Here is a 22,935-nt window from a genome sequence, read left to right on the forward strand (position 1 = left end):
CTCGCTAACCCACTGCACACTGCAACACCATTAAAAGTGGTGAATCCCCTCGCGACCTCCGCGCTCGCCGCCTGGCCAAAGTACGCTGATCAAGCCAGTGGAAAACCTCCCGGAATACCGGGTGAAGTTCCGGCGGGCTGCAACTAGGAGGACGACTGCCGTCCCCCACTCACTGCTCGTACTCGGAAACATCCGACTGGCTCGTCCTCATCGCCGCGTGTTTACGCCCCTCATGCTCTCCCCCGTTCCGCAAATGGCACGCTTTCTCGCTCTCAAACCGAGACGTCTGATCCTGTAAGCACGCAAGGCATAGATGCATCAGCACAGCATCAAACGCAGCCAAACGATTCACCGTTGGATATGTTACTCGCGCAAATTAGATGTCATGACTGTTGGTCACCAGGTTCCTCAGTCCAGCAAGTAGTGCCCACCTAAACTGGCAGCCGCCTGAGATGTCCGTCATGTACACACTTCATCAAAAACTGTTTGACTCTCTATTGCGCAGCGCTCCTGCCTGATATTTGGCAGTTGTCATCCCACATTTGTTTGGTAACGCTGGTGACCCTTGAGAAGTTCCGTTTCAGGGTGAACACATCGCACCAAGCCCGAATCCAGTCGTAACCGTCCGAACGAGCGCCGCCCGCGCATCGCCCGTCTGCATTTGGCTGCCTGATGTCTCGTTGATGTCTTCTATGTATTTCAACTGTCCCACGGGCCGTGCGCGGTGATCTGACCCTTGCCGTCTTCGTACACTGATCTGGAAGTACGACATCGCTTGGACCCTCCATTAGCTGAGAAGGTAGTGGCGAAAAGATGTCGTAGTGACACGACGACCTGCGTCGTCTCAGCGAGGACAATGCGCTGTGCGACTTCGTTGATCCCCGGGTCGAACTGAACGTCGTCGAAGATGACGGTGCAGTGATCCATGAGCGCGCCTCCCGAGAATCCGCATCGCCACACCTCCTGCTCTCCTTCGATAACCTTGGATGCCTGTGTTTACCGCTGAACCTGCCGTTGCGCGCCCCTGCGCCAGACAAACTCCACCTGCAGTTCAGTGCACGAGGCCCCACATTCTTCGTTGTAGACGTCGAAGCTCTCGTTGATCATACTGGTCGCTGCGTCTTGCCAGGACTGACGACGCAATGGCTGACATGCTTGGCGAGCATGTCAACCGTCGGCCTGCTTCGCTGCGTGCACGTGCGACTCGATGACCGTCCACGATTTTTGTCATTCGCCGCTCTTCGAGCTCGACGAGTTCCTTCTTTTCTCCGCAAGAGTCTCTGCCCGTGTGCGCCTGCTTCTCAATCGCCCAATCCTGTGTACGTTACGAGCGCGCTGAGAGCGCCTCGGAGATCTGTCCTTGGCCACTCGTCAGTGCTCGATTTCGAACGATCGAATGTCATCGATCAGCTCGACGATCATCGAGAGATCGTCGACTCGACGTGAAGTCGCTTGTCATCGGTGTCACGTACTCATTGACGAAGGCGACTCCGCTGTCTGAGCGAGTGACCGTCGTCACGCGCGCAACCGTTCTCGAAGCGGCGATCTCGTGTGATCTTGTCCTCAGATACTCGAGTACTTGCCGATGAGCTCGCGCAGCCTCGCCCAACGCTTCGCATACAGACACCGATCCCTCGTGCGCTCCGAGGCCTGAGTGAGCCTGTACGCCTCGCCGATCGAGAAGCACTCCAGGTGTCGTCGATCGCAGAAATCGGCCGCCGCGAATAATGCAACACGAAGTTGCGTAGTCCTCGTCGACCCGTAATTGGCAGTTCGCGGTTGTACGCGCCACGTCAAAGCGCGATCTCGCGGCGCGGTAGACGCCTGTGAGATGCGTTCTACCCCTCTGGACTTGATCTCACCTGATGTGTCCGCTTCAACGCCGCGACTGTGCGCGCAGTGTGGCGATGCGGGCATCGACATTGGATCGGATCGCCGCGACTTCAGTTTGCTCCAGTCGGTGCCGCTCCGAGGGTTTCGATACGGATATACCGTGCGGCGCGAGAAACCGGACACAATTCCTTGGAGCCGAACGCAGCTCTTGACGCTTGGTCGATCTTGTCTTGTACCGACTTAATCCCGCAATTACGTGGTTGAACAACGCCAAGGGCGCCGTACATAGACGTACTCAAGTCGTCACGACGTGAAAGCTGACGGAGACTGTCGAAAATCGACATCCTGGGTGAACGGGCGACCCCCTGTCCCTGTCCAGCTACGTCTTCGACTCGAACCGAGCGTGTACCGACGAGTGCAACTGGTCCCGAGGCGTGCAGCGTCAATGTTGCCGAGGACCACATCACGGTTCGGCTAAGCTGCGAGAGCCTTGAAGATCCGAGTACCCATCTTGCCGGTGCCATTCTCCCCGAACAGATCGTCAACCCCTCATGCGTTCGATCCCGCCGCCTTCCACGAGGCGTTGACGCCGGGACTGCGAGAGATGAGTGATGTCAGGCTCGATCGCCTCATCCTCCCTTCTACCGTAGCGAGCAGCTCCTCGTGGAAGCTCGCGAATGTCGAAGGCCTTCTCCTGCCGAAAATAGTTGTACGCCTGTCTTCTTCGTCGCTTCCCACGGACCCCCGTTAAGAACCTGACGACGATGTGGCGCACCCACTCGTCTGACGATTCGCCCATTACGCTTAGAAGGCCGCGCGGTCCAGCCGCTGCTGTGAGTCACTACTCCGTCACTGTCCCGCCCCTCGCCGACGATGCGAGGTCGTGCTGACCGTGCTACTCGCCGTCGACTCTAGCGTCCTAACACCTGGGCCGGAGCTGCGAACATCTTGGTGTGCCCACCACGCGTAAAGGCCCGCGCTGCGGGAGTTGGACAGTTGTCGATGTGTGCTGTGGATCGAGGCGGATGATGGCTGCCGAATCGAGAGGCCACTGGGGCTTGCTGCTTGCTGTCCGTTCCGATCGGCGACACTCCCTGCGCGCGTGAGGTGTCGCCGACTTCTGGCGTGCTCGACGCACTACATTTCGATGATCAGCAGCCCGCGACCGCGCGATCATCTCGGCGCTCAGTGAGTGGCGATCCGTGCGCCGTATTGAATCATTGCACCGCGCGCGGTGGATTCGCAAGTCACAACCGCGCGGCGAGCTCGCCCGCTTTGAAGCAGATCGCGCAACGCCTCGCTACGATTCCAATCTGCTCCTGCCGCTGCGCACACCCCTCCGCGCGACGCGAACGTGCGCCCACGGAGCCTTCAACCGCACTCGGAACACGCCGAAAGTGGATCTGCCGACCCGCTGATTATTGATGCGACCAGCAGTGGCGCCTGAATGACGATCCTCAGTGCTGGTCAGATCGTTTGTGCGTACAGGGTGCTGCAGAGGCGAGGACCTCGCATATGCGACAGTCTCCGAACGATCGCCCCCGAGAAGGTCTCGTCTCACCCTGCCCCGCACACTCGCCGGCCGCGGTTTGGTAGCTGATCACTGAACACCGACACACCATCTGTTGACGTGCGATTCCTTCAACGATTTCGAGTCGCCAATTCGGACCGGTGCGTGCCTCCATCGAGCGCGAAACCGATCGATTGCCATGACGGATGATTCTCCAGCCGTAGCGATCTCCGAAATCCGTGACAGTTTTGCCGCGACGGTCGGCCAGTCGTTGTCTGCCCGACCTTCACCCACCCGAGTCGAACTCGACTACGTAAGGCACCGGTTTCGGCGCGTTGTCGTTTGGTGCCACGCTGATCCCTGACTGTGATGTTGGTGAACAACTCGTCGTAGTCATACCCATCTCCGCTCTGACCGACTGGAGCGATGTCTGCTCCGTACTTGAAGTGATTGTTGCGAACACCTCCGACACCTGAACGAGACTTCGGCAGTTTGGCTTCTTTCCCCCGAGCGAGACTGTTCATCGTGCCATGGCAGCGACCATGTCCGTCTATCCAGATTTCAGTCGGCGATCGCGCACGTCCCGCTGTCCCACAATTCCATGCCCGAAACCGAGCCATCGATCGCCAGTTGAACGTGGTGAAGGTGTCGGGTTCTTCGACCGAACGACGACTCGAATGCGCCGTTGTCTACCGCGTGTCAACGAGCCGGTGTGTGTCGTTGCTGAGTTGGTAGGTGTCCCCGCTGCCGATGTGGCGAGATGTGCCGACGGTGCCGTGGAACGCGAGGGTGTTGGATATCGGCGAACTTCGAGCAAGATGCGATGGCTGTCCGTCTCGTCATGTTGCGCATAACCGTGCCATGTATCTTCTGCCTCTAGCGACGCGAACCGTTGGCTGCGTCAGGATCGTCGTCGAATCTCGAAGCAACCGGAGATGCGTGCAGCGCTGCCCAAGCCGCGTAGCGTGCGTCAAGATGAGACCTTACCGGCACGGGTCCGCCACTTACTGGGAGTCGATCGGCGCTCGATCTTGTCGGCTCGTACATCAGTTCGTACATGTCGCCGACATGTACGACCGACCCTCGACTGTCCAAGATGATGCGCTCGCCCGATTCTTGAGTCATAGCGCAACCGGATCGTGTCGCCGTTCTTGGTCACCGCGTAGTGCGCCATACTTGTATACCACCACCCGCGTGCGGCGCGGATGCGATCGGTTCCCACGACTCCAATGTGCACCACCGCACTTCAGTGGTTTGTACGCCGCGTACGAGGCGGTGAAGCATCGATCGCAGCCCGCAGTGGAGTCGGCCGCGTTTGTCTCGCGCGGTGGAACCCCGACTCATCAGCCATTCGTGTCTCCCTCTTCGTGATGTGGTTATCCGACTACTTGCGGCGGACACGTTGATGTCCCCCAAGCATGTCGTGCACCGATGCTCTATGCCCAGAGCGCTCTCGTCAACTCGCACCGGCGTTTGCATGTCGTGGCTGCGGTTCTGAATGCTGCGCCGACGCAGCTTGAGACGATCGACAGGTTGCGCGTCGGTGTGAAGCGTATCCGCGCTTGCTGCTGCGGCGCCTGGCTGACTTGCTCGAAGCGCGCGCCCCTGACCAGCGATGACTCCGCCCGCGCGTACGACCCTCCCGCTCGTTCCCGTCGCCGCCGCTGGTGAAGGTGCGGGTATGACATTGCGGCTGCCGTCCATCCTTGCGACGATTCGGATGCTGCGGCGGTCGCGGGCGCTGACAGTATTAAGACCGCCCTACCTGGCGACGACCCCTACTCGCGCGCACTTTCGACTCCTGTCCAGCACCGGCAATCGGGCCGGGAGCGACCGTTCACCGCGACGATCTGGGCGCGGCGGTGTTCCTGTCGTGCAGTCCCCCCGACGCGCGCGGCGATCCTGCACACCGAGCGAAGACCTGAACGCGCTTCTGACGGCGATAGCCCGATCGGACCTGGTGTCGACGAACCGACCCGCTCGCCCCGGATGCGCCCCCTGGATCTGAAACGCCCTGGCGTTGCCGGGATCGCCAGACGAAGACAAGCTGATTGCCCGCAAATTCCCCGCTGTACCCATCTTCGGATTCGGTGTCATCAGTCCTGCACCGAGCGACACATCTAAACCCGGTCCGAGTCCTCCGCGCCGACGACGGGCCCGCACCGCCGTTGCTGTCGATCCGAAGAGGCCGCCTCCCCGAAGAGATCTCCGCGCTCCGCTCTTCGATGTGATCGCCTGATGACGGCAAGAACCGCGCCTCGCGACGTTCTGACCTGGTGATGACACGTCCCGGGTGAATCGCACCGCACGTCCGATGATGACGTGTGGACGAGGCGACCCCGCAGTGGAAGAGGCTCGGATTTCGTTGGCATCATCGCGGTCTGCTGCGGGTTCTTTTGTTATGTGCCGGAGTGATCTTGTGCAGCACTTTTCGATGTTCCGCGACCGAGTGTATCCGCACGGCTCGTTCACCTCGTTGGGGCCCGATCCGCCGCCACCTCGTATTGGTGACTGCGGCACCGCCCTGCTGTTGTGGTGCCGCCCAGCTCACCCAATACGAGGCTGGCGGCGGATCCGGGCCCCAACGAGGTGAACGAGCCGTGCGGATACACCCTCGGTCGCGGAACATCGAAAAAGTGCTGCCACAAGATCACCTCCGGCACATAACAAAAGAACCCCGCCAGCAGACCCGCGATGATGCCCAACGAAATCCGCAGCCCTCTTCCCACCCCTGCGGGGTCGCCTCGTCCACACCGTCCATCATCGGACGTGCCGGTGCCGATTCACCCCGGGACGTGTCATCCACCCAGGTCAGAACGCTCGCCGAGGCCGCGGTTCTTGCCGTCCATCCAGGCGATCACATCGAAGACGCGGAGCGCGGAGATCTCTTCGGGGAGGCCGGCCTCCTTCCGGATCGACAGCAACCGGCGGTGCGGCGCCCCGTCGTCGGCGCGGAGGACCTCCCGGACCGGGTTCAGATGTGCTCGCTCGGTGCCCAGGACCTGACTGACCACCGAATCCGAAGATCGGGTACAGCCGGGGACATTTGCGGGCAATCAGCTTCGTCTTCGTCTGGCCGATCCCCGGCAACGCCCACAGGGCCGTTTCCAGATCCCAGGCGGGCCATCCCGGGGCGAGCGGGTCCGGTTCGTCGACACCAGGTCCCGATCCGGGCCTATCGCCGTCAGAAGCGCGTTCAGCGTCTTCGCCTCGGTGTGCAGGATCGCCCGCGCCGCCGTCGGGGGGACCTGCACCGACAGGAACACCCGCCGCGCCCCAGATCGTCCGCGGTGAACCGGTCCGCCTCCCCGGCCCGATTGCCGGTGCTGGACCAGGAGTCGAAGTGCGCGCCGAAGTAGGCGTCGTCGCCCAGGTACGGGCGGTCTTAATACCTCGTCAGCGCCGCGACCGCCGCAGCATCCGAATCCGTCGCAAGGATGGACGGCAGCCGCAATGTCATACCCCGCACCCTCTCACCCCCAGGCGGCGGCGACCGGGAACCGAGCCGGGAGCGGTCGCTACGCGCCGGGCCCGGAGTCATCGCTGGTCAGGGCGCGCCGCTCTCGAGCAAGTCCAGCCAGGCGCCGCAGCAGCAAGCGCCCGGATCACGCTTCACACACCCGACCGCGCAACCCTGTCGATCGTCTCAAGCTGCGTCGGCCGCAGCATTCAGAACCGCAGCCAACCGACATGCAAACGCCGGTGCGAGTTGACCGAGAGCGCCCTCCTGGGCATAGACGCCCATCGGTGCACGACACTGCTTGGGGGACATCAACCGTGTCCCGCCGCAAGTAGTCCGGATAACCCACATCACGAAGAGGGAGACACGAATGGCTGACTGAGTCGGGGTTCCCACCGCGCGAGACAACCGCGGCCGACTCCACTCGCGGGCTGCGATCGATGCTTCACCGCCTCCGTACGCGGCGTACAAACCACTGAAGTGCGGTGGCTGCACCATTGGAGTCGTGGGAACCCGATCGCATCCGCGCCGCACGCCGGGTGGTGGTACTACCCAAGTCATGGCGCACTACGCGGTGACCAAGAACGGCGAACACGATCCCGGTTGCCGCTATGACTTCAAGAATCGGGCCGAGCGCATCATCTTGGACAGTCGAGGGTCGGTCGTACATGTCGGCGACATGTACGAACTGATCGTACCGAGCCCGGACAAGATCGAGCCGCCCGATCGACTCCCCTCCAGTAAGCCTGGCCGACCCCGTGCCCGGCTACAGGTCTCATCTTCGACCCGCACGCTCACGCCGGCCTTGGGCAGCGCTGCACGCATTCTCCGGTTGCTTCGAGACTTCGACGACGATCCTGACGCAGCCAACCGGTTCCGCGCTCGCTACGCAGGCAAGAAGATCACATGGCCACGGTTCTGCCGCAACATGACCGAGACGACAGCCATCGCATCTCTGCTCCCGAAGTTCGCCGATATCCAACACCCCCTCGCGTTCCACGGCACCGTCGGCACCATCGACACCATCGGCAGCGGGGACACCTACCAACTCAGCAACGACCACCACACCGGCCTCGTTGACCACGCCGGTAGACAACGGCGCATTCGAGTCGTCGTTCGGTCGAAGAACCCCGACACCTTCACCCACGTTCAACCTGGCGATCGATGGCTCGGTTTCGGGCACTGGAATCTGTGGACAGCGGACCGTGCGCCGATCGCCGAACTGAAACTCTGGATAGACGGACCATGGTCGCTCGCCACATGGCACGACTGAACAGTCCTCGCTCGCGGGGAAAGAAGCCCAAACCTGCCGAAGTCTCCGTTCAGGTGTCGGAGGTGTTCGCAACAATCACTTCAAGTACCGGAGCAGACATCCGCTCCAGTCGGTCAGAGCGGAGATGGGTATGACCTACGACGAGTTGTTCACCAACATCACAGTCAGGGATCAGCCGTGGCCACCCAAACGACAACGCGCCGAAACCGGCTGCCTCTACGTAGTCGAGTTCGACTCCGGCTGGGTGAAGGTCGGGCAGACAACGACCTGGCCGACCCGTCGCGGCAAACTCGTCACGGATTTCGGAGATCGCTACGGCTGGAGAATCATCCGTCACTGGCAATCGACTCCGGTTTCCGCGCTCAGACTGGAGGCCACGCCACGGTCCGAACTTGGCGACCTCGAAATCCGTCTGAAGGAATTCGCACGTCAACCAGATGGTGTGTCGGTGTTCAGTGATCAGCTACCCAACCGCGGCCGGCGAGTGTGCGGGGCAGGTGAGACCGAGACCTTCTCGGGGCGATCGTTCGGAGACCTCGTCGCATATGCCGACGTCCTCGCCCTCTGCAGCACCCCTGTACGCCACAAACGATCCTGACCAGCACTGAGGATCCGTCATTCCCAGGCGCCACTGCCTGGTCCGCATCAATAATCAGCGGGTCGGCAGATCCACCTTTCGGCGTGTTCCCGAGTGCAGGTGAAGGCTCCGTGGCGCACGTTCGCGTCGCCGCGCAGGGGTGTGCGCAGCGGCCAGGAGCAGATTGGAACTCGTAGCCGAGGCCGTTGCGCCGCATCTGCTTCAAAGCGGGCCGAGCACGCCGCGCGGTTGTGACTTGCCGAATCCACCGCGCGCCGGTGCAATGATTCAACTACCGGCGCACGGATCGCCACCTCACTGAGCGCCGAGATGATCGCCCGCGGTCGCGGCTGCCTGATCATCGAAATGTAGCTGCCCGTCCCGAGCACCGCCCAGAAGTCGGCGACACCTCACCGCCCGCGCAGGGAGTGTCGCCCGATCCCGGCACACGGACAGCCAAGCAGACCACGCCCCCAGTGGCCCCTCTCGATTCGGCAGCCATCATCACCGCCCTCGACTCCACCAGCCACACACTCGACAACCTGTCCAACCTCCCCGCAGCGCGGGGCCTTTACGCGTGGTGGGCACCACCCAAGATGTTCGACAGCTCCCCGGCCCCAGTGTTCACGGACCAGCTAGAGTCGACGGCGAGTAGCACGGTCAGCCACGACCTCGCACTCGTCGGCGAGGGGCGGGACAGTGACGGACGTAGTGACTCCACAGCAGCGGCTGGACCCGCGCGGCCTTCTAAGCGAATGGGCGAACTCGTCAGACGAGTGGGTGCGCCACATCGTCCGTCAGGTTCTTAACGGCGGCGTCCCGCTGGGAAGCGACGAAGAAGCACAGGCGTACAACCTATTTCGGCAGGAGAAGGCCTTCGACATTCGCGAGCTTCCCACCGAGGAGCTGCTCGCTACCGTAGAACGGGAGGATGAGGCGATCGAGCCCCTGACACTCACCTCACTCTCCGCAGTCACCGGCGTCAACGCCCTCGTGGAAGGCGGCGGGATCGAACCGCATGAGGGGTTGACGATCCTGTTCGGGGAGAATGGCACCGGCAAGACTGGGTACTCCCGGATCTTCAAGGCTCTCGCAGCTAGCCGAACCGCTGATGTGGTCCTCGGCAACATTGACGCTGCCACGCCTCGGGACCAGTCTGCACTCGTCGGCTACACGCTCGGTTCGGAGTCGAAGACGTACGCCTGGACAGGCCAACAGGGGGTCGCCCCGTTCACCAGGATGTCGATTTTCGACAGTCCCTCCGTCAGCTTTCACGTCGATGACGACCTTGAGTACGTCTATGTACCGGCCGCCTTGGCGTTGTTCAACCACGTAATTGCCGGGATTAAGTCGGTACAAGACAAGATCGACCAAGCCGTCCAAGAGCTGCGTTCCGGCTCCACAGGAATTGTGTCCCGGTTTCCTCGCGCCGCCACGGTATATCCGCTCATCGAAACCCTCGGAGCGGCCACCGACCTGGAGCAACTGAAGTCAGCGGCCGATCCCGATCCCAATGTCGATGCCCGCATCGCCACACTGCGCCGCACAGTCGCGGCGCTTGAAGCGGACACCATCAGCGCTGAGATCAAGCTCCAGCAGCGGGTAGAACGCATCCTCACCCAGGCGTCTACCGCCGCCGCCGAGATCGCCGCCTTTGACGTGGCCGCGTACAACCGCGAACTCGCCACACTTACCGGGCTCGACGAGGACTACCGCACCTTCCGTGTTGCCTTATTCGCGGCGGCCGATCTTCCTGCCGATCCCGACGACACCTGGAGTGCCTTCCTCGAATCCGGCGAGGCGTACCAGGCTCACCTCAGCGCCCTCGGAGCGCACGACGCGGATCGGTGTCTGTACTGCCGACAGCCGTTGGGCGAGGCTGCGCGAGCCCTCATCGGCAAGTACTCCGAGTATCTCGAGGACAAGATCACCACCGAGATCGCCGCTTCGAGAACCCGGTTGCGCGCGCTGACCGACCCGGTCACCTCGATCCAGACCAGCGACGTCGCCACCTTCGTCAATGAGTACGCTGACACCGATGACAAGCCGACCTTCCACGTCGAGCTCGACCGCATCCTCTCGTTGATCGTCGAGCTGATCGATGACATTCGATCCGCTTCGAACATCGAGCCCACCCTGACCGAGTGCGCCAAGGCAGACTCCGAGGCGCTCTCCGCCGCGCTCGTAACCGTCACACAGGCATTGGGCGATTTGAGGAAGCAGGCCGCCACACGGGCAGAGACTCTTGCGGAGAAAAAGAAGGAACTCGTCGAGCTCGAAGCTGCGGCCGAACTGACAAAATCGTGGACGGTCATCGAGTCGCACGTGCACGACGCCAAGCAGGCCGACCGGTTGACACTGCTCGCCAAGCCCATGTCCAGCCAATTGCGTTCCGTCACCGTCCTGGCCAAGACCGCAAGCGACCAGATGATCAACGAGAGCTTCGACACGCTCTTCAACGAAGAATGTGGGGCCCTCCGTGCACCTGAACTGCAGGTGGAGTTTGTCGGCCGCCAGGGGCGCGCACAACGCCGCAAGGTCCTCAGCGGTAAACACAGGCCATCCAAGGTCCTATCCGAAGGCGAGCAGAAGGTGCTGGCGATCGCGGACTTCCTCGCGGAGGCGCGCCTCACTGGCATCACTGCACCCGTCATCTTCGACGACCCCGTCTCCAGTCTCGACCACCGACGGATCAACGAAGTCGCACAGCGCATTGCCTCCCTCGCTGAGACGACGCAGGTCGTCGTGTTCACTCACGACATCTTTTTCGCCACTACCCTTCTCACGCTAATGGAGGCGTCCAAGCGATGCTCGTACTTCCAGATCAGTGACGAAGACGGCAAGGGTCAGATCACCCGCGCCACCGGCCCCCGCTGGGACAGCTTGAACAACATCAAGAAGAACATCAACGAGACCATCCAGGCAGCCAAATCGCAGCAGGGCGATGCCCGGGCGGCGCTCGTTCGGACCGGTTACGACTGGATTCGGGCTTGGTGCGAGGTGTTCACCGAAACGGAACTTCTCCAAGGCGTCACCCAGCGTTACCAACCAAATGTGCGGATGACCAACCTGCCAAAGATCAAGCCAGGAGCGCTCCCCGCAGCAATAGAGACCGTCAACAGCATCTTCGAGGAAGCCTGTCGATACATCGACGGCCACTCACAGCCCCTGCCCAGTCTTAGCGTGAGCCCCACACTTGCTGGACTCGAGGAACACTGGTCCGAACTAACCAAAGCACGCACATCCTACAATTCTGCCGCCGAGTAACTCATCCAACGGTGATCGCCTTGGCTGCGCTTTGATCGCCTGTGCAGCACTGCATCTACTGCCTCTGCAGCTGCTACAGGATCAGACGTCTCCGTTCGAGAGCCGAGACAAGCCGGCGCCCATTCGCGACACGGGGACGACCCACTGCGACAACCACCGCGACGATGAGGACAGACGCCAGGCCGGAATGCTTCCCAGCGTCCACGACCGCAGTGAGTGCGGAGACGGCAGTCCGTCCTCACGTTGCAGCCCCGCGCGCCAACTTCACGACGGTATCCCGACGCGCTTCTCACCTCGGCCTTGATCAGCCGTACTTTGGACCAGGCGCCGAGCGCGGTCGCGAGGATCTCACCCATGTCTTTGCTGTTGATGAGGTGGGTAGTGACAGACAAGTCCGTCACGACCAACTGCGGATTTGTGATGCCGCTGATCTGCAGCGTCACCTGTTCCGGTGTGTCTGCTTCCAGAGGTCCCCGCTGCCAGTGCTGCAGTGGCCAAGCGCTGTAACGGACGGCGCCGCGGTCAGGGGCAGCAGCCACCGCGCTGACCGCAGCGGCCGCCGCAGGGCCGGTCAGCGTCTTGGCGTTGGCCCTCACCCGCCCCACCGCCTGCGCCGACCTTGGCCGCCCGGGCCGAACGCCGGCGACCGGGGAGCACCGATCTTGCCGCACGACGAGCAGCGTCACCGCCACCGCTAATTCACTCTGGGTACAGTTCCAGTGACTCGGCGCCCGGCTACGCGCATCTGCTCGACAGCCCCCTCTGGTTTCAGCCCGCCCCGGTATCTCGACTCGTTCCCTTCGAGCAATATGGAACCGCGACGGACCGGATGAGGACGTCGATATCTCAGCGGCCAACAAGTCGTGCAGCAGCAGCAGCCACCGCCATCATCGGCGCATTCGGCCCTACTCGCCGCACTGTTGATAGTCGTGTCAACGACATATCGATGTTCGAGCGCTGGGTTCGTTCGAACGAACCTGCTGAGAACTTCGGGTTGTAGTTAGACCACGGAGTGACACCGAAACGGGTGTGGACATATGAGGTCTCACGAGCCAGTTCATGAGACCTCGTCGCTGATGAGACCGTATGGGGGGTGCTCGGCGCGGCCACTGAATCGTACGACCACATCGTCGTCTGCCATGGCAGGTGGTGCATTGTCCACGATGAGGATCTGCGCGCCGGCGCCGGATCCGTCAAGCCAGGTGTTGAGGTGTCTGTATACCCCGTCGACAGCGACGCTGTCCGCGAACTCGGCATCCCGATTCTTACCTTGACCGAGATTCTTCTGGGGGCTGTCAATCATCATGAAACCTGGGTGAGCTGCTCCTGTCTCCCATGCGATTTCGAATACAGCGAGTGCCCACGCCATTGATATGAGCGTCCTGCCGCCCGAGGACGCATCGCGGTAGCTAGTCCCTCGCATGTGGGGAACCAATTTGTTATCGATGAATGCCTGGTCGATCTTCGGGTAGCGCCACGAGGTGAGAATCTCGCGGTACCGCTCACTAATCCGGTGTATCACTAGGTCGCGGTCGGGTTCGATATTCGCTTCGTCACGCTCGCGGCGGAGGACCTCGACCTGAGTCTGCAGTCTGGTAACTGCCGTACCACGACGATCCAATCCGTCGAGCATGCGGATCCCGGTCCTGGTGCGCTCGACCACCGCTGCGGATTCTTGTTTTCGCCGCATAAGATCATCGCGTTGGCTAAGGAACGGAGTGACGGTATGACGGGTCGACTCGTCGAGTTGAATCGCGAGTTGCCGTTCTTCTTCTCTCGCCTGCTCATATTCTGCTCGTCGGTCCCCGATCTCTAGTTCGAGGTCATCGATGTACGCAGTGATCTCTCGCAAGCGTGCTCTAGTGGCACGAAGCTCGGTGGAGACGTCGAACTGGCCGTTAGTTTGACCATGTGCGTGCACGGTCGAGGTGCCGTGGTGGGGTCGATCGTGCGCTGATGGCGGCACGCGGTCCGCGTCGGTGTTGGCCGAGTTTATCGGTATAGCGTGGCGGCACAGTGAACAGTGACCGCCGTCAATACTCACCGCGCCATTCAGTGCGTTCATGCAGGCGGGGCACACCTGCACGCGTAGGGGATCGAACAGTTCGTGCGCCTCAGCGAGCATCACCAACTTCGAGACGTCGTCGGCATACTGAGCGCGGAGCGGTATCAGTCTGCGGACCTGGGTCTCCCTGTCTCGCAATATCATCGCGGTCCGGCGTGCGCGCCCGCTCGCAGCGCGGTGGCGCTCCCGCAGGCGTTCAGCGAATGTGGAGGCGCCGAGGATCTGGCCATCGACATCGCTCAGTTCGATTTCGATGCTGCGCGCCCTCACGCGGGCCTGGTCAAGCTGACCTTCGATGTCGATTCGGTTGCCGAAGTTGTTCTCGAACAGGAAGTCTTCCGCTGCGGTGTAGTCTGCGCGGGCACGGCTGAGTCGGCTCTCGAGCTCTCCGATGCGGCGTCCGAGTTCGACGGCTTTGTCATCGTGTACGCCGAAGACGACGTCGACCACCTGGCCCAGTTTGAGCCGCTTCATATGTGTGTTCTCGAACAAGAGATTCTTGTCGTCGAGCCGCTCGTTCGGCAAGTAGCACAGACTCATCAAATCCCGGAAACTCAGCGGGTCGGTAGCCGAGTCCGCTTTGGTGGGTGCTTCACGCAGTTCGACCCCCTCGAGTCCACAGTGGGACAACAGCAAGCTCGAAAGGCTCCGCGGGTCACCCGTAGGCTTCAGCAGACGACGCTCGGCCGGCGGGATGTCGATATCACCCAGTCGACCGGCACGAACGAAGGCGTGAGCTGACGGTTGCTCTCCGACAGATCGTTCGATGACGTGCGGTGCACCCGATAGGGTCACTTCGAGGGATGCGGAGCGAACCTTACGCCTGATTTCGGGGTGTGGCGGATGATTCTTCGCACCGAGGCAGTAGTCGATGAATTCGAGCACCGACGTCTTCCCCGTGCTGAATGCTCCCGCCACCACCGACAACGTACGCGAGTAGTCGTTCGTGTCCGTGAAGTCGATTTCGTAGGGCCGCTCGACTCCATTCAGGCGAAGTTTTCGGATCCGGATTCCGCGGTCCTGGGCCATCTGGTCAGTTTCGTCGGCCGCTGCGGGCTGGCCGGGAGAAGTCATCGGGTCGGCCATTCGTCGATATCACTGTCGGGGTATTCGATTCCGAGCAACTCGAGCTCGAAGAGCGCACCATCTGATTCCGACACAGATGTTGCGTCAAGGGTGGTCCATGTTCGTGCCTGCTCACGCAGCCGCTTGTCGCTCATCTTGTCCAATCGGCGAATGAGGATCTCGGCGGAGGTGCGATACGCGCGAGCGTAGATCGCCGTGAAACGACTGGCGAGTTCACGCCCCGAGGGGGTGACCGAGTATCGCACCGCTTTGTCTACCGTCGAGACTGCGAGTCCATAGGAGACGAGAAGCGCCAGATCGTGTTGCAATCGTTCACGCCGCGTGGTGAACCGGTGGGTCGGGCTGGCATAGTGTAGGGCTCGACTGTCGAAGCCCGCCATCAACAGCGGCATCCTGTCCGGATCATCTTCTGCCACAACAAGGAGAGGATTGGCAACGAGGAAGTCGTAGTAGCTCAGCCTCTCGATTGTGACGTCCGGACTCCCTTGCTCGGCCAAAGATCCGAGGAGCAGCAATAGCTGGGCCAGACGGAAAACGACGTCATCTTCAGGAAGGGCGACCGGCGGACGGACCGGGGATGCGGTACTCGGATGCTCGCTCGCCGTCATGAGAGTGTCACCACCGTGTCAGTAGCGTCAGTTGCGGGGTCGGGGTGAGGGATCACTTTCATCGTGCACGCGTCGACGGGGCCCGGACCACTCGCAGTGTGTGAGCTGACGGGATGGTCCTTGGCGAGGGAGCGCCAATCCCTGATCCAGCCGGCGCGACGGTCGTCGACCACGCGATGCATCAGTCCACGAGCGTGGACGCGGCTGGCCTTGATCCCACTCGTGATTGTGTCGTGGGCGTCGCGGATGTCGTTCATCACCGCCCCGTGAAGCCCCGCCAGATCGGCGTCCTCCACCTCGATGCACGCATCGTTAAAGCGATCCTCCCACAGCATGTGCACATGGGCGTCGGCCTCCGACAGCGCGGCAACTTCAGACGGAACCGACTTGTCCGCGATTTCACGCGCCATCAAATCAGCATTAAAGAACTGCCTTTTCGCCGAACCGACCTCGACGTGCCCGGCGGCTTTGAGTTGACGAACGAATAGCGCCGACTCCATCTCCTCGACCCGTTTCGGGTCCGGCAGCACAATCTCCCGAGTACCCGCCTCCGGTTGCCCGGCGGCGGGACCGTAGAAGTGCCGACGCACATTCGTCGCATCAGGCGTGATCAGATACGAACGCAGCCGATTGGCATCCCACAGATCGATCGATAACCCCTTGGCCTTTTGAGTGCGTGCCTTCCACCCATCCCACCATTTTGTTGTCGGAGCATCCATGTCCGCCGGGACACACAGAATCCACTGTTTCAGCACATGGCCTTGCTCGTCGGCCTTGGCACACACCGAATTGAACGAGTCCCGTATCTCTTGATGATGCTTCTTGGCAACCACCGGATAGAAGTACTTAGACTGCCACACAACAACTTCCCCACCCAGATCTCCGGCAAAGGCGTCGATCCCCCAATCTCCAGGATTCGCCGAGATCATCCTCGACCCGGGGCGAATAGCGGTAACGAGCTGGCCGATCATGGTTTCGAAATCGTCCCGGGCCCCCATCTCGCCCCCGGCCCTGACTTGGTGCACAGCGAAGCTGATCGGCGGCTCCCCAGCCTCGACGCCAGTACGTGCTTTCTGCGCCCCCACCCGTCCTCCTTGACAAACGCTCTCGCGCAGCGGCATCCCGCTGAAACCCTGCCGCTAATCATGTCCTACCCCGCGAACACCGAAAGCACCAGGTCGCGTCCGCAGCCGCGCCGTCATTCGTACGGCATACAGACACAGCGCCAGTCGACCTGATACCGGCCCCGCCCACCGAAGCGAACTCCCGACGTCCTCGGCCCGTGTAGATGTAGCACGACCCCCACGCGATCCCCACCGCTCATGCTGCACTCGGTGTAATCCGATCCGTCTAGACTATTCACCTCGAACACTCCGCGCGACCATTACACTGCGCGAGTGCAGCCACCGAACGACAGCAACCCCACCGGGAACCTTCAACAGCTCGATCCCCAAGGACTCGAGGTGCTTGTCGGAATCCTGTTGAATGAACTCGGCTATAAAATCTTGGAGTGGGACGACAGAGCCCGCGGAAGAGGCGACAGGTTTGCCGATTTCGAAGCAGTATCCCCGGAAGGAATTCGCACTTTCGTTGAAGTAAAGGCGATGCGGAGACAGTCCCGAGTACCAACAACATATTTTCGAAGATTCACAGGAGATATTTCTCGATTCAGGCAACAGGATGAAAAAATCAAGGCAATATTTGCTACGAATTCAGACCTTCCTGACCCCAACAAGGAGATACTCTCCTCCGCCAATGTCGACCTCTGGGATCGCACCATTCTCGAAAATCTGGTCGCCGACCGTCCACGCTCCCTTGCAGCCGCACTGCAGGATCAACACCGTCGAGACGCGACATCAAGACAAACGAATGAGCTTCTCACAGGCCCCGTAGACCGCCAGACATCAAGCACAAGTCTGATCGACGAGGTAGAAGGGCAGCTCGCGTCTATCCTGCCAGGGCGGGAGGACTGGAAGAAGTTTGAAGAAACGGCGACAGAAATTTTGACCAAGCTGTTCAACCCCCACCTCGGCCCTCCCGAAATCCAGAACAGAACTGATGATGGACTAGACATTATGGATGCCATATTTCCCATTAGAAGTTACCAACCCCCATGGTCTTTTATCAGACAAGAGCACCAAACGAGATTTGTGGTCGCGGAGTTCAAGAACTATACGCAGGAGATCAGTCAAGGAGAAGTTCGGTCCATCTCGGACTACCTCCTAGAGAAGGCGCTTCGCAATTTTGGCTTACTCATTTCTCGTCAAAATCCGAGCAAGTCAGCTAAAGAAAAAAGGCGCAAGGAATGGATGGAGAAACGAAAGATGATCGTCTTCCTTTCCGATCAGGACCTGATTGACATGGCTCGATATTACGAGGAAGGCGATGACCCCTTTCAAGTGATCGAGCAACAGACAGAGGAATTTTTTCGGACCTTGACGACTTGACTCCCGGGTTCGGGAGCGTGTGCGCACTCGCGGGCCTTCTTGTTGATGTCCCGCGTGCGGCGACACCTGGAGGTAGTGCAGGTGTTCAGGTTGGTCTCGCCTTATCCGGCTCCCCCGTTGTCGAACAACCACCGCTCGAACAGATCCGCCCCCGCTCTTACGCCCCCATTGCGCCAACAATGCGTAGTACCGCTCGTTGGTTTCGGCGGGCCACCCGCCCTATTGATGAAGCGAGTCCCATCCCGCGTGACCAGCGCCGCGGCGACTCGACTACCAAGGATCACGCACAGATGATCGGCGTCCTATGACGATCGTTCGACACCAAGCGACAGCCTCTTTCGGTCAGGTGGTGTGCACTCCCGTCGACGATCCACTGCCGAGCCGGCGACAGCTCGAATGGCGGGCAACGACGACGCGGCCGCCGACGATCGACGCTCCGACCAGCACACCACGGCGGCAAATCGCGGCGGACGAATCGACCAAGTCATCGGAGTCGGCGCCGTTTACCATCGGTGAGGGCGGGGGAACGCCATCACATAAGCGACGAGGGGGAACACGCATGTCCGCAGACGAAGTCACCCAGGCGGAGAAAGCCGGTGCCGCCCGATACAGTCGGTCGCTGCTGTCGGTGTACGACACCGTCGTGGTGCGGTGGAGCAGCACCCTCGTCTGGTGCTGCCCCAGCGAACGCCGGCTCGCAAACTACAACTCATCTGCAGGGTGTTCGGGTTGAGGTCGAGCAGCACCACATTCGGGTTCGGGGTCGGGTAGGTGGCGCGGCGGAGGTACCAGCCTGTTCCGGGCCAATGTCGAGGTGCCGGCCACCGAGGTGGAACTTCGTCCTGCACTGCGTTCCCGGGACCTGGGCAGAGAAGGGCCGCGCGTTCAGGCACATCGCCCAGGTCATTGCCGACGACCGGGTGTTCTTCGGCTCGACCATCCTTGACACCGGTGCGGACGACACCCTCTCAGCCGCGCCTTGAACAGCCTCTTCAACCGGCCAATCAAGCTGTTCCGCAATCGCGGCGACGACCTCGACGGATTGCATACGGCTCTGACCGCCGTGTTTTGTGAGGTCGAGATCACCGTCGTCGGTACCGTCGCGGTCTTCGCCGCCCGCCGGCCGCTGCGTCCAGGCAGCTGATGAGCCGCGCGGGGGCGCTGACCGCGGTAGTCATCGGGATCGCGGTCTGTGTGGCCGCGTTCATCTTTCACTCCCCGACATGCGCGGCACCGGGATCGGGCCAGCCGTCGCGGCGATCGCGTCGGTGATCTGCCCGCGCTGCTCGGCGGTCAGGTCGCGGACCCGGGCGTCGTCGGCGATGCCGAGCATGACCATCACCCCTGCCGCACCCAGCGGATTGTCCACTGGTGAACTCACGCGCTCGCGGACCGCCCCCGGCGGCGACAGTGAAACCGTCGCCGCCCGCATGTCCTCCGACCTCGACGAGGGCGCCCACCTTGCGAAGCCGTCCGAGTACTGAATGAGGCACCAGTCGCCCGCAAGGGCACTCGCAAAGCCGCGAACGCCAACGTTTGCACGGAGGGGATTGTTCCCTAGGTATCCGTCAGTTGTCTGCGGACGCTGTATCGGACATCTCGTTCGAGCGCTTGTTTGAGGCGATCGATCACTTCTGTTCGCCCGTCTGCACGAGACACTTCGCGTGCCAAAGTTCCTCTCACCCACACAACGGGATCGTGTGCTAGCCGGGTGGCCGTTGTTTCACACTCCTCGAGTCGCCGAACGCTGAGCACCGCAGCCAGCTTGCGAACTGCCGTGCTTCTGTGTGGGCTAAGGAGAGCAGGCTCGATACCGCTAGTAACTTCAGCAGGAAGATTGTGGAGCACATGCGCCGCCCTATTGACGTCGCTTTCCTCTCCACTATTTAGCAGAGCAAACGCGTTGTCACGAACCGACTTGTACTGGTCTGGGGAGGTGGCCGATTCGAGCGCGAGGCGGAGTCCAGCTCCCCGTAACGAGGAAGTGCCGAGGTTCACTTGGACGGGGCTGAGCGGATCCGATGGTCCGGTGATCATCGGATCGAAGGCGCTGCCGTCCTCGTCGCCTCGAACGAAACGAGCGCATCGTGCGAATACGGCCGCCTGGATGTCGGCCGGCTGGCTCTTGACGAGATAACTCGCCCCGATGAGTGCGTCCTGACGATTCTCTGCGGTCTCTCGTCGGTCTCCAGCAACGAACAGCAATTTGTCCAGACACAGTTTTTGTTCGGCCGGGTCGAGCACGCTGACCCGCAACGCGGATGCAGGCAGTTGAGTCCCGGAGTTTGCGTGATTCGGATCCGGCTCAGGACGGTTGAGGATTTGATCCCGGGCGTCCACACCACGAGCCCGGAGTAAAGGGTTTCCAGGGTCGATCTTCTGGAGCAGTTCGGCCGCCAGATACCGATTCTCGACGACAAGAGTCTCAACGTGCCGCGTGACGGCCTCGCGTTCCACCGCTGTCAATACTGGAGCAAATCGCTCTGAAGAATCCGCCAATCCGGGAAACTGCTCTGCACCGAGCATCCTGAGTAAATCATCATCGAGAAGGACTGCGACCGCTTCGTGTGCGTCCCCGCGCGCAAGTTCCAGCAGCCGGGTGATTGCGGAAGAGGCCAGTTCAGGATGGGTCTGCGCAATCGCAAAACAAGCCTTTGCGTGTGCCCGGTCGCTGTGTCGGAACTCGTTCGATGGCCGCGGCACATCGTCGACAAGCAAGTCAAGAATCTGCTGGGCCTGTGTAGCGGAACCGCGTGCGGCGAGCGCACACGCACTGTCGGTGATCTGGATTGTGAGGGGATGCCTCGGTGTTTCGGTCCGTCGATTGCGTGCGAGATCGATCAGCTGGCCAAGCAGAATTGCCGCGGTGTGGTCGTCAAGGTGGTCGGCCTGCTCCGCCAGCACACGGAAGCGAGATAGCAGCTCCCACCACGGAGCGCCGTCGAGTGGCCGAAAGGGGAGCGCATAGTCTCGCACTTCCTTGACCAGCTCCGAGAGCTTTGTTGTGCTGCCAGCTCGTTGGTAATACCGGGCGGCGAGAGTCGGCCTCTTGGTGGCGCGGTACAGATCGCCGAGCAGCTCCAGTGCCGCTCCTTCGGCGCTCCAGTGTCCAGCCACGATGCTGTCGACGAGCCATCGCCGCGTTGCGACTACGGCCGGTATCTGGCGCCCAGCTGCGAATTCGGTGAGAGCGAGCTCGCGCACATCCCGATAGCGCGGGATCAGACGCTCACCTGCGCTCGCACGCAAGGCCTGGGCGAGGTAATGCTCATCCGTAGGACCGACGACACCGTAGGTGGACTTGAGCCGCCGAATGGAGTAAAGCCAATTCGCCGCGTCCTCTGTCAGACTTGCGTGAATGCCCTCCTGGACGGCATCGAGCCAGTGATCGAGTGCATCCTCGGGTAGGGCAGCAAGAGCGCATCGACGCCCCTCGCGAGCGTGGACGATCGCGGCATGCATCGGCTTGAGTTTGTGGCGATGCGCCTCCCGCAGCAGGAGCTGATGCTCGGACTCATCGTATTCAGCACGGACCAGGCGTAGCCGAAGCGCAATGTCGTTCTGAACATCCTCGATAGGGTGGGCCCCAACCTGCATTATGGCGTCATTCAACAGTTCGTCGAGACTGTTCAATTGTTCCGGTATGTCGATCAGCATCGACTCAGCGAGCTGCAGCACAAGTAATGGTTGGTAATGCGGTGCGGGCATCTCGATTGACGTGTCGTTGAGGACGGCAAGGAGTTCGCCGACATCTCCGAGGACGTCCTGGTAGCTGTTAACCGCAGCCCGAATCAGAGCTGCATGTCTCTTCGCTCCTGGCGACGCAGTCATAGTCGCGGTTCCTGTCAGCTGCGCCCCGAGATCCACGCCGGCCCGGATATCCAGCCATCTCCTCTGACGGCCTGCTGCGTCATCGTCACCATGATGTAGGTTGACCGCCGCGAGGTGTCCAGCCACCGCTGCAGCGTCGTCGAGGGCGCCCGCTTCGCTGAGTGCATCGAGTTGCCGGGTATGCACCACAAATGCGTAGCCCCGATACCCATCGGCGTTGAGCTCGTCCGCAACGGAAGCGTAGATACTTGCCGCTTCTATGGGAGCTGTCTGTTGTTTCTCCTCTGCGTCGCGCAACCGCGGTGTTATCCCGTCCGTCTGTAGCGGACCGACCAGCACCTGCTGTGCTTGCTGCACCCGGTTCGTGGGCGGCAAAGGAGCCCCGGGCAACGGAGCGTCAGTGCAAAAAACTTCGGCTGTTGCGCGGGTCCAGAACTGCGCCACGACTTCGGGGCGTCTGCGCAACTCCGGATTGAGTTGCTCTGACCCCCAAAGATCCAATTCGAGGTCTGGATGTTCCAGGCGGAGCGTCTCCAGCTCTTCGAACAGTTGAGTCCCCTGTGTGTTGCAGCTGACAGCGACAACGAACTTGTCCGCCCCGAATGGGCGCTTTCCGTTGGCGAACGTTTCGACTGCTTCCCGGAGTTTGGCATTCGTGAAACTCTGGTACTCCTTGCACTGGACAACGCTGTACCGGCCGTCCGGCTCACGGCCAGCAATGTCTATGCCATGCTGCGCCTGCCCTTGCGTACCGTACCTACGGAGCATGATGTGTGAGATTCCGAGTAAACCCCGGCCCAGCTCGAGCACGAGCTTCTCAAAGCGATCCCACCCCATCCGAAGATCGAGATCCTGCCCCTCAGGCTGAGTGGCAAATGTGCCGGGGCTGGGCGGCTTGTAAATGGGGTCCGAGTATCGAGGTGCCCAGTCTGATGCGAAATCGTCGCCCTTCGGCTTGGTCGCCATGACCATGCCCTC

Annotated in this window: 13 protein-coding genes and 1 pseudogene; 7 read left to right on the plus strand and 7 right to left on the minus strand. The window is 61.4% G+C overall.

The window, feature by feature from the left end; translation table 11 throughout:
* Positions 1-6,141: 6,141 nt before the first annotated feature.
* Positions 6,142-6,357 (minus strand): DUF6308 family protein, encoded by a 216-nt coding sequence (locus OYT95_RS44850; protein WP_442972593.1) that lies wholly within the window; start codon positions 6,355-6,357, stop codon positions 6,142-6,144.
* Between the two features lie 67 nt (positions 6,358-6,424).
* Positions 6,425-6,609, minus strand: a pseudogene (locus tag OYT95_RS44855) (DUF6308 family protein); the annotation flags it as partial.
* A 699-nt stretch (positions 6,610-7,308) separates the two neighbouring features.
* On the opposite strand from OYT95_RS44855, the gene OYT95_RS38105 reads away from it, so the two are divergent.
* The 3 genes from OYT95_RS38105 (at position 7,309) to OYT95_RS38115 (ending at position 11,920) form a co-directional block, all read left to right on the plus strand.
* Positions 7,309-8,076, plus strand: coding sequence for a hypothetical protein (locus tag OYT95_RS38105; RefSeq protein ID WP_268792791.1), 768 nt, complete (start codon positions 7,309-7,311; stop codon positions 8,074-8,076).
* Positions 8,077-8,206: 130 nt separating this feature from the next.
* On the plus strand, positions 8,207-8,674 hold the full coding sequence (locus OYT95_RS38110) for a hypothetical protein (protein ID WP_268792792.1): 468 nt from the start codon (positions 8,207-8,209) through the stop codon (positions 8,672-8,674).
* A 678-nt stretch (positions 8,675-9,352) separates the two neighbouring features.
* Positions 9,353-11,920 (plus strand): AAA family ATPase, encoded by a 2,568-nt coding sequence (locus OYT95_RS38115; RefSeq protein WP_268792793.1) that lies wholly within the window; start codon positions 9,353-9,355, stop codon positions 11,918-11,920.
* A gap of 1,057 nt (positions 11,921-12,977) precedes the next feature.
* Here OYT95_RS38115 and OYT95_RS38120 read toward each other — a convergent pair.
* From OYT95_RS38120 to OYT95_RS38130, 3 genes are read right to left on the minus strand one after another with little or no spacing between them, the layout of a single operon-like run.
* Positions 12,978-15,059, minus strand: coding sequence for a hypothetical protein (locus tag OYT95_RS38120; protein ID WP_268792794.1), 2,082 nt, complete (start codon positions 15,057-15,059; stop codon positions 12,978-12,980).
* Entirely contained in the window at positions 15,056-15,679 is a 624-nt protein-coding gene (locus OYT95_RS38125) for an ABC-three component system middle component 2 (RefSeq protein WP_268792795.1), read from the minus strand. Before OYT95_RS38125 ends, OYT95_RS38120 begins: the two co-directional genes overlap by 4 nt.
* Entirely contained in the window at positions 15,676-16,764 is a 1,089-nt protein-coding gene (locus OYT95_RS38130) for a hypothetical protein (protein ID WP_268792796.1), read from the minus strand. Before OYT95_RS38130 ends, OYT95_RS38125 begins: the two co-directional genes overlap by 4 nt.
* A 312-nt stretch (positions 16,765-17,076) precedes the next feature.
* Here OYT95_RS38130 and OYT95_RS38135 point away from each other — a divergent pair, with 312 nt between their 5' ends.
* From OYT95_RS38135 to OYT95_RS44550, 3 genes are all read left to right on the plus strand, one after another.
* Entirely contained in the window at positions 17,077-18,126 is a 1,050-nt protein-coding gene (locus tag OYT95_RS38135) for a restriction endonuclease (RefSeq protein ID WP_268792797.1), read from the plus strand.
* A 559-nt stretch (positions 18,127-18,685) separates the two neighbouring features.
* The gene (locus tag OYT95_RS38140) at positions 18,686-18,859 is read left to right on the plus strand and encodes a hypothetical protein (protein WP_268793309.1); all 174 of its coding nucleotides are present in this window, start codon (positions 18,686-18,688) and stop codon (positions 18,857-18,859) included.
* A 246-nt stretch (positions 18,860-19,105) separates the two neighbouring features.
* Positions 19,106-19,270: a hypothetical protein gene (locus tag OYT95_RS44550; protein WP_328286584.1), complete on the plus strand. Its 165-nt coding sequence runs from the start codon at positions 19,106-19,108 to the stop codon at positions 19,268-19,270.
* A 60-nt stretch (positions 19,271-19,330) separates the two neighbouring features.
* Here OYT95_RS44550 and OYT95_RS38155 read toward each other — a convergent pair whose 3' ends face one another.
* Positions 19,331-19,459 carry a hypothetical protein gene (locus OYT95_RS38155; RefSeq protein ID WP_268792798.1) on the minus strand — a complete coding sequence of 43 codons (129 nt, stop codon included), beginning with the start codon at positions 19,457-19,459 and terminating at the stop codon, positions 19,331-19,333.
* Here OYT95_RS38155 and OYT95_RS38160 point away from each other — a divergent pair.
* A complete protein-coding gene (locus OYT95_RS38160; RefSeq protein ID WP_268792799.1) occupies positions 19,458-19,610 on the plus strand; it encodes a hypothetical protein in 153 nt (50 codons plus the stop codon). The two genes, OYT95_RS38155 and OYT95_RS38160, sit on opposite strands and share 2 nt — an antisense overlap.
* 73 nt (positions 19,611-19,683) lie before the next feature.
* Here OYT95_RS38160 and OYT95_RS38165 read toward each other — a convergent pair whose 3' ends face one another.
* Entirely contained in the window at positions 19,684-22,923 is a 3,240-nt protein-coding gene (locus OYT95_RS38165; protein ID WP_268792800.1) for a restriction endonuclease, read from the minus strand.
* Positions 22,924-22,935 lie beyond the last annotated feature (12 nt).

Origin of the sequence: Rhodococcus sp. JS3073 (assembly GCF_026810085.1) — a bacterium.
Classification (GTDB): Bacteria; Actinomycetota; Actinomycetes; order Mycobacteriales; family Mycobacteriaceae; genus Rhodococcus_F; species Rhodococcus_F wratislaviensis.

Coding starts and splice junctions, on each gene's coding strand:
- OYT95_RS38120 (WP_268792794.1), bottom strand. CDS start 15,059: ATGACTTCTCCCGGCCAGCCCGCAGCGGCCGACGAAACTGACCAGATG.
- OYT95_RS38110 (WP_268792792.1), top strand. CDS start 8,207: ATGACCTACGACGAGTTGTTCACCAACATCACAGTCAGGGATCAGCCG.
- OYT95_RS38160 (WP_268792799.1), top strand. CDS start 19,458: ATGACCATCACCCCTGCCGCACCCAGCGGATTGTCCACTGGTGAACTC.
- OYT95_RS38125 (WP_268792795.1), bottom strand. CDS start 15,679: ATGACGGCGAGCGAGCATCCGAGTACCGCATCCCCGGTCCGTCCGCCG.
- OYT95_RS38165 (WP_268792800.1), bottom strand. CDS start 22,923: ATGGCGACCAAGCCGAAGGGCGACGATTTCGCATCAGACTGGGCACCT.
- OYT95_RS38155 (WP_268792798.1), bottom strand. CDS start 19,459: ATGCTCGGCATCGCCGACGACGCCCGGGTCCGCGACCTGACCGCCGAG.
- OYT95_RS38140 (WP_268793309.1), top strand. CDS start 18,686: ATGTCCGCAGACGAAGTCACCCAGGCGGAGAAAGCCGGTGCCGCCCGA.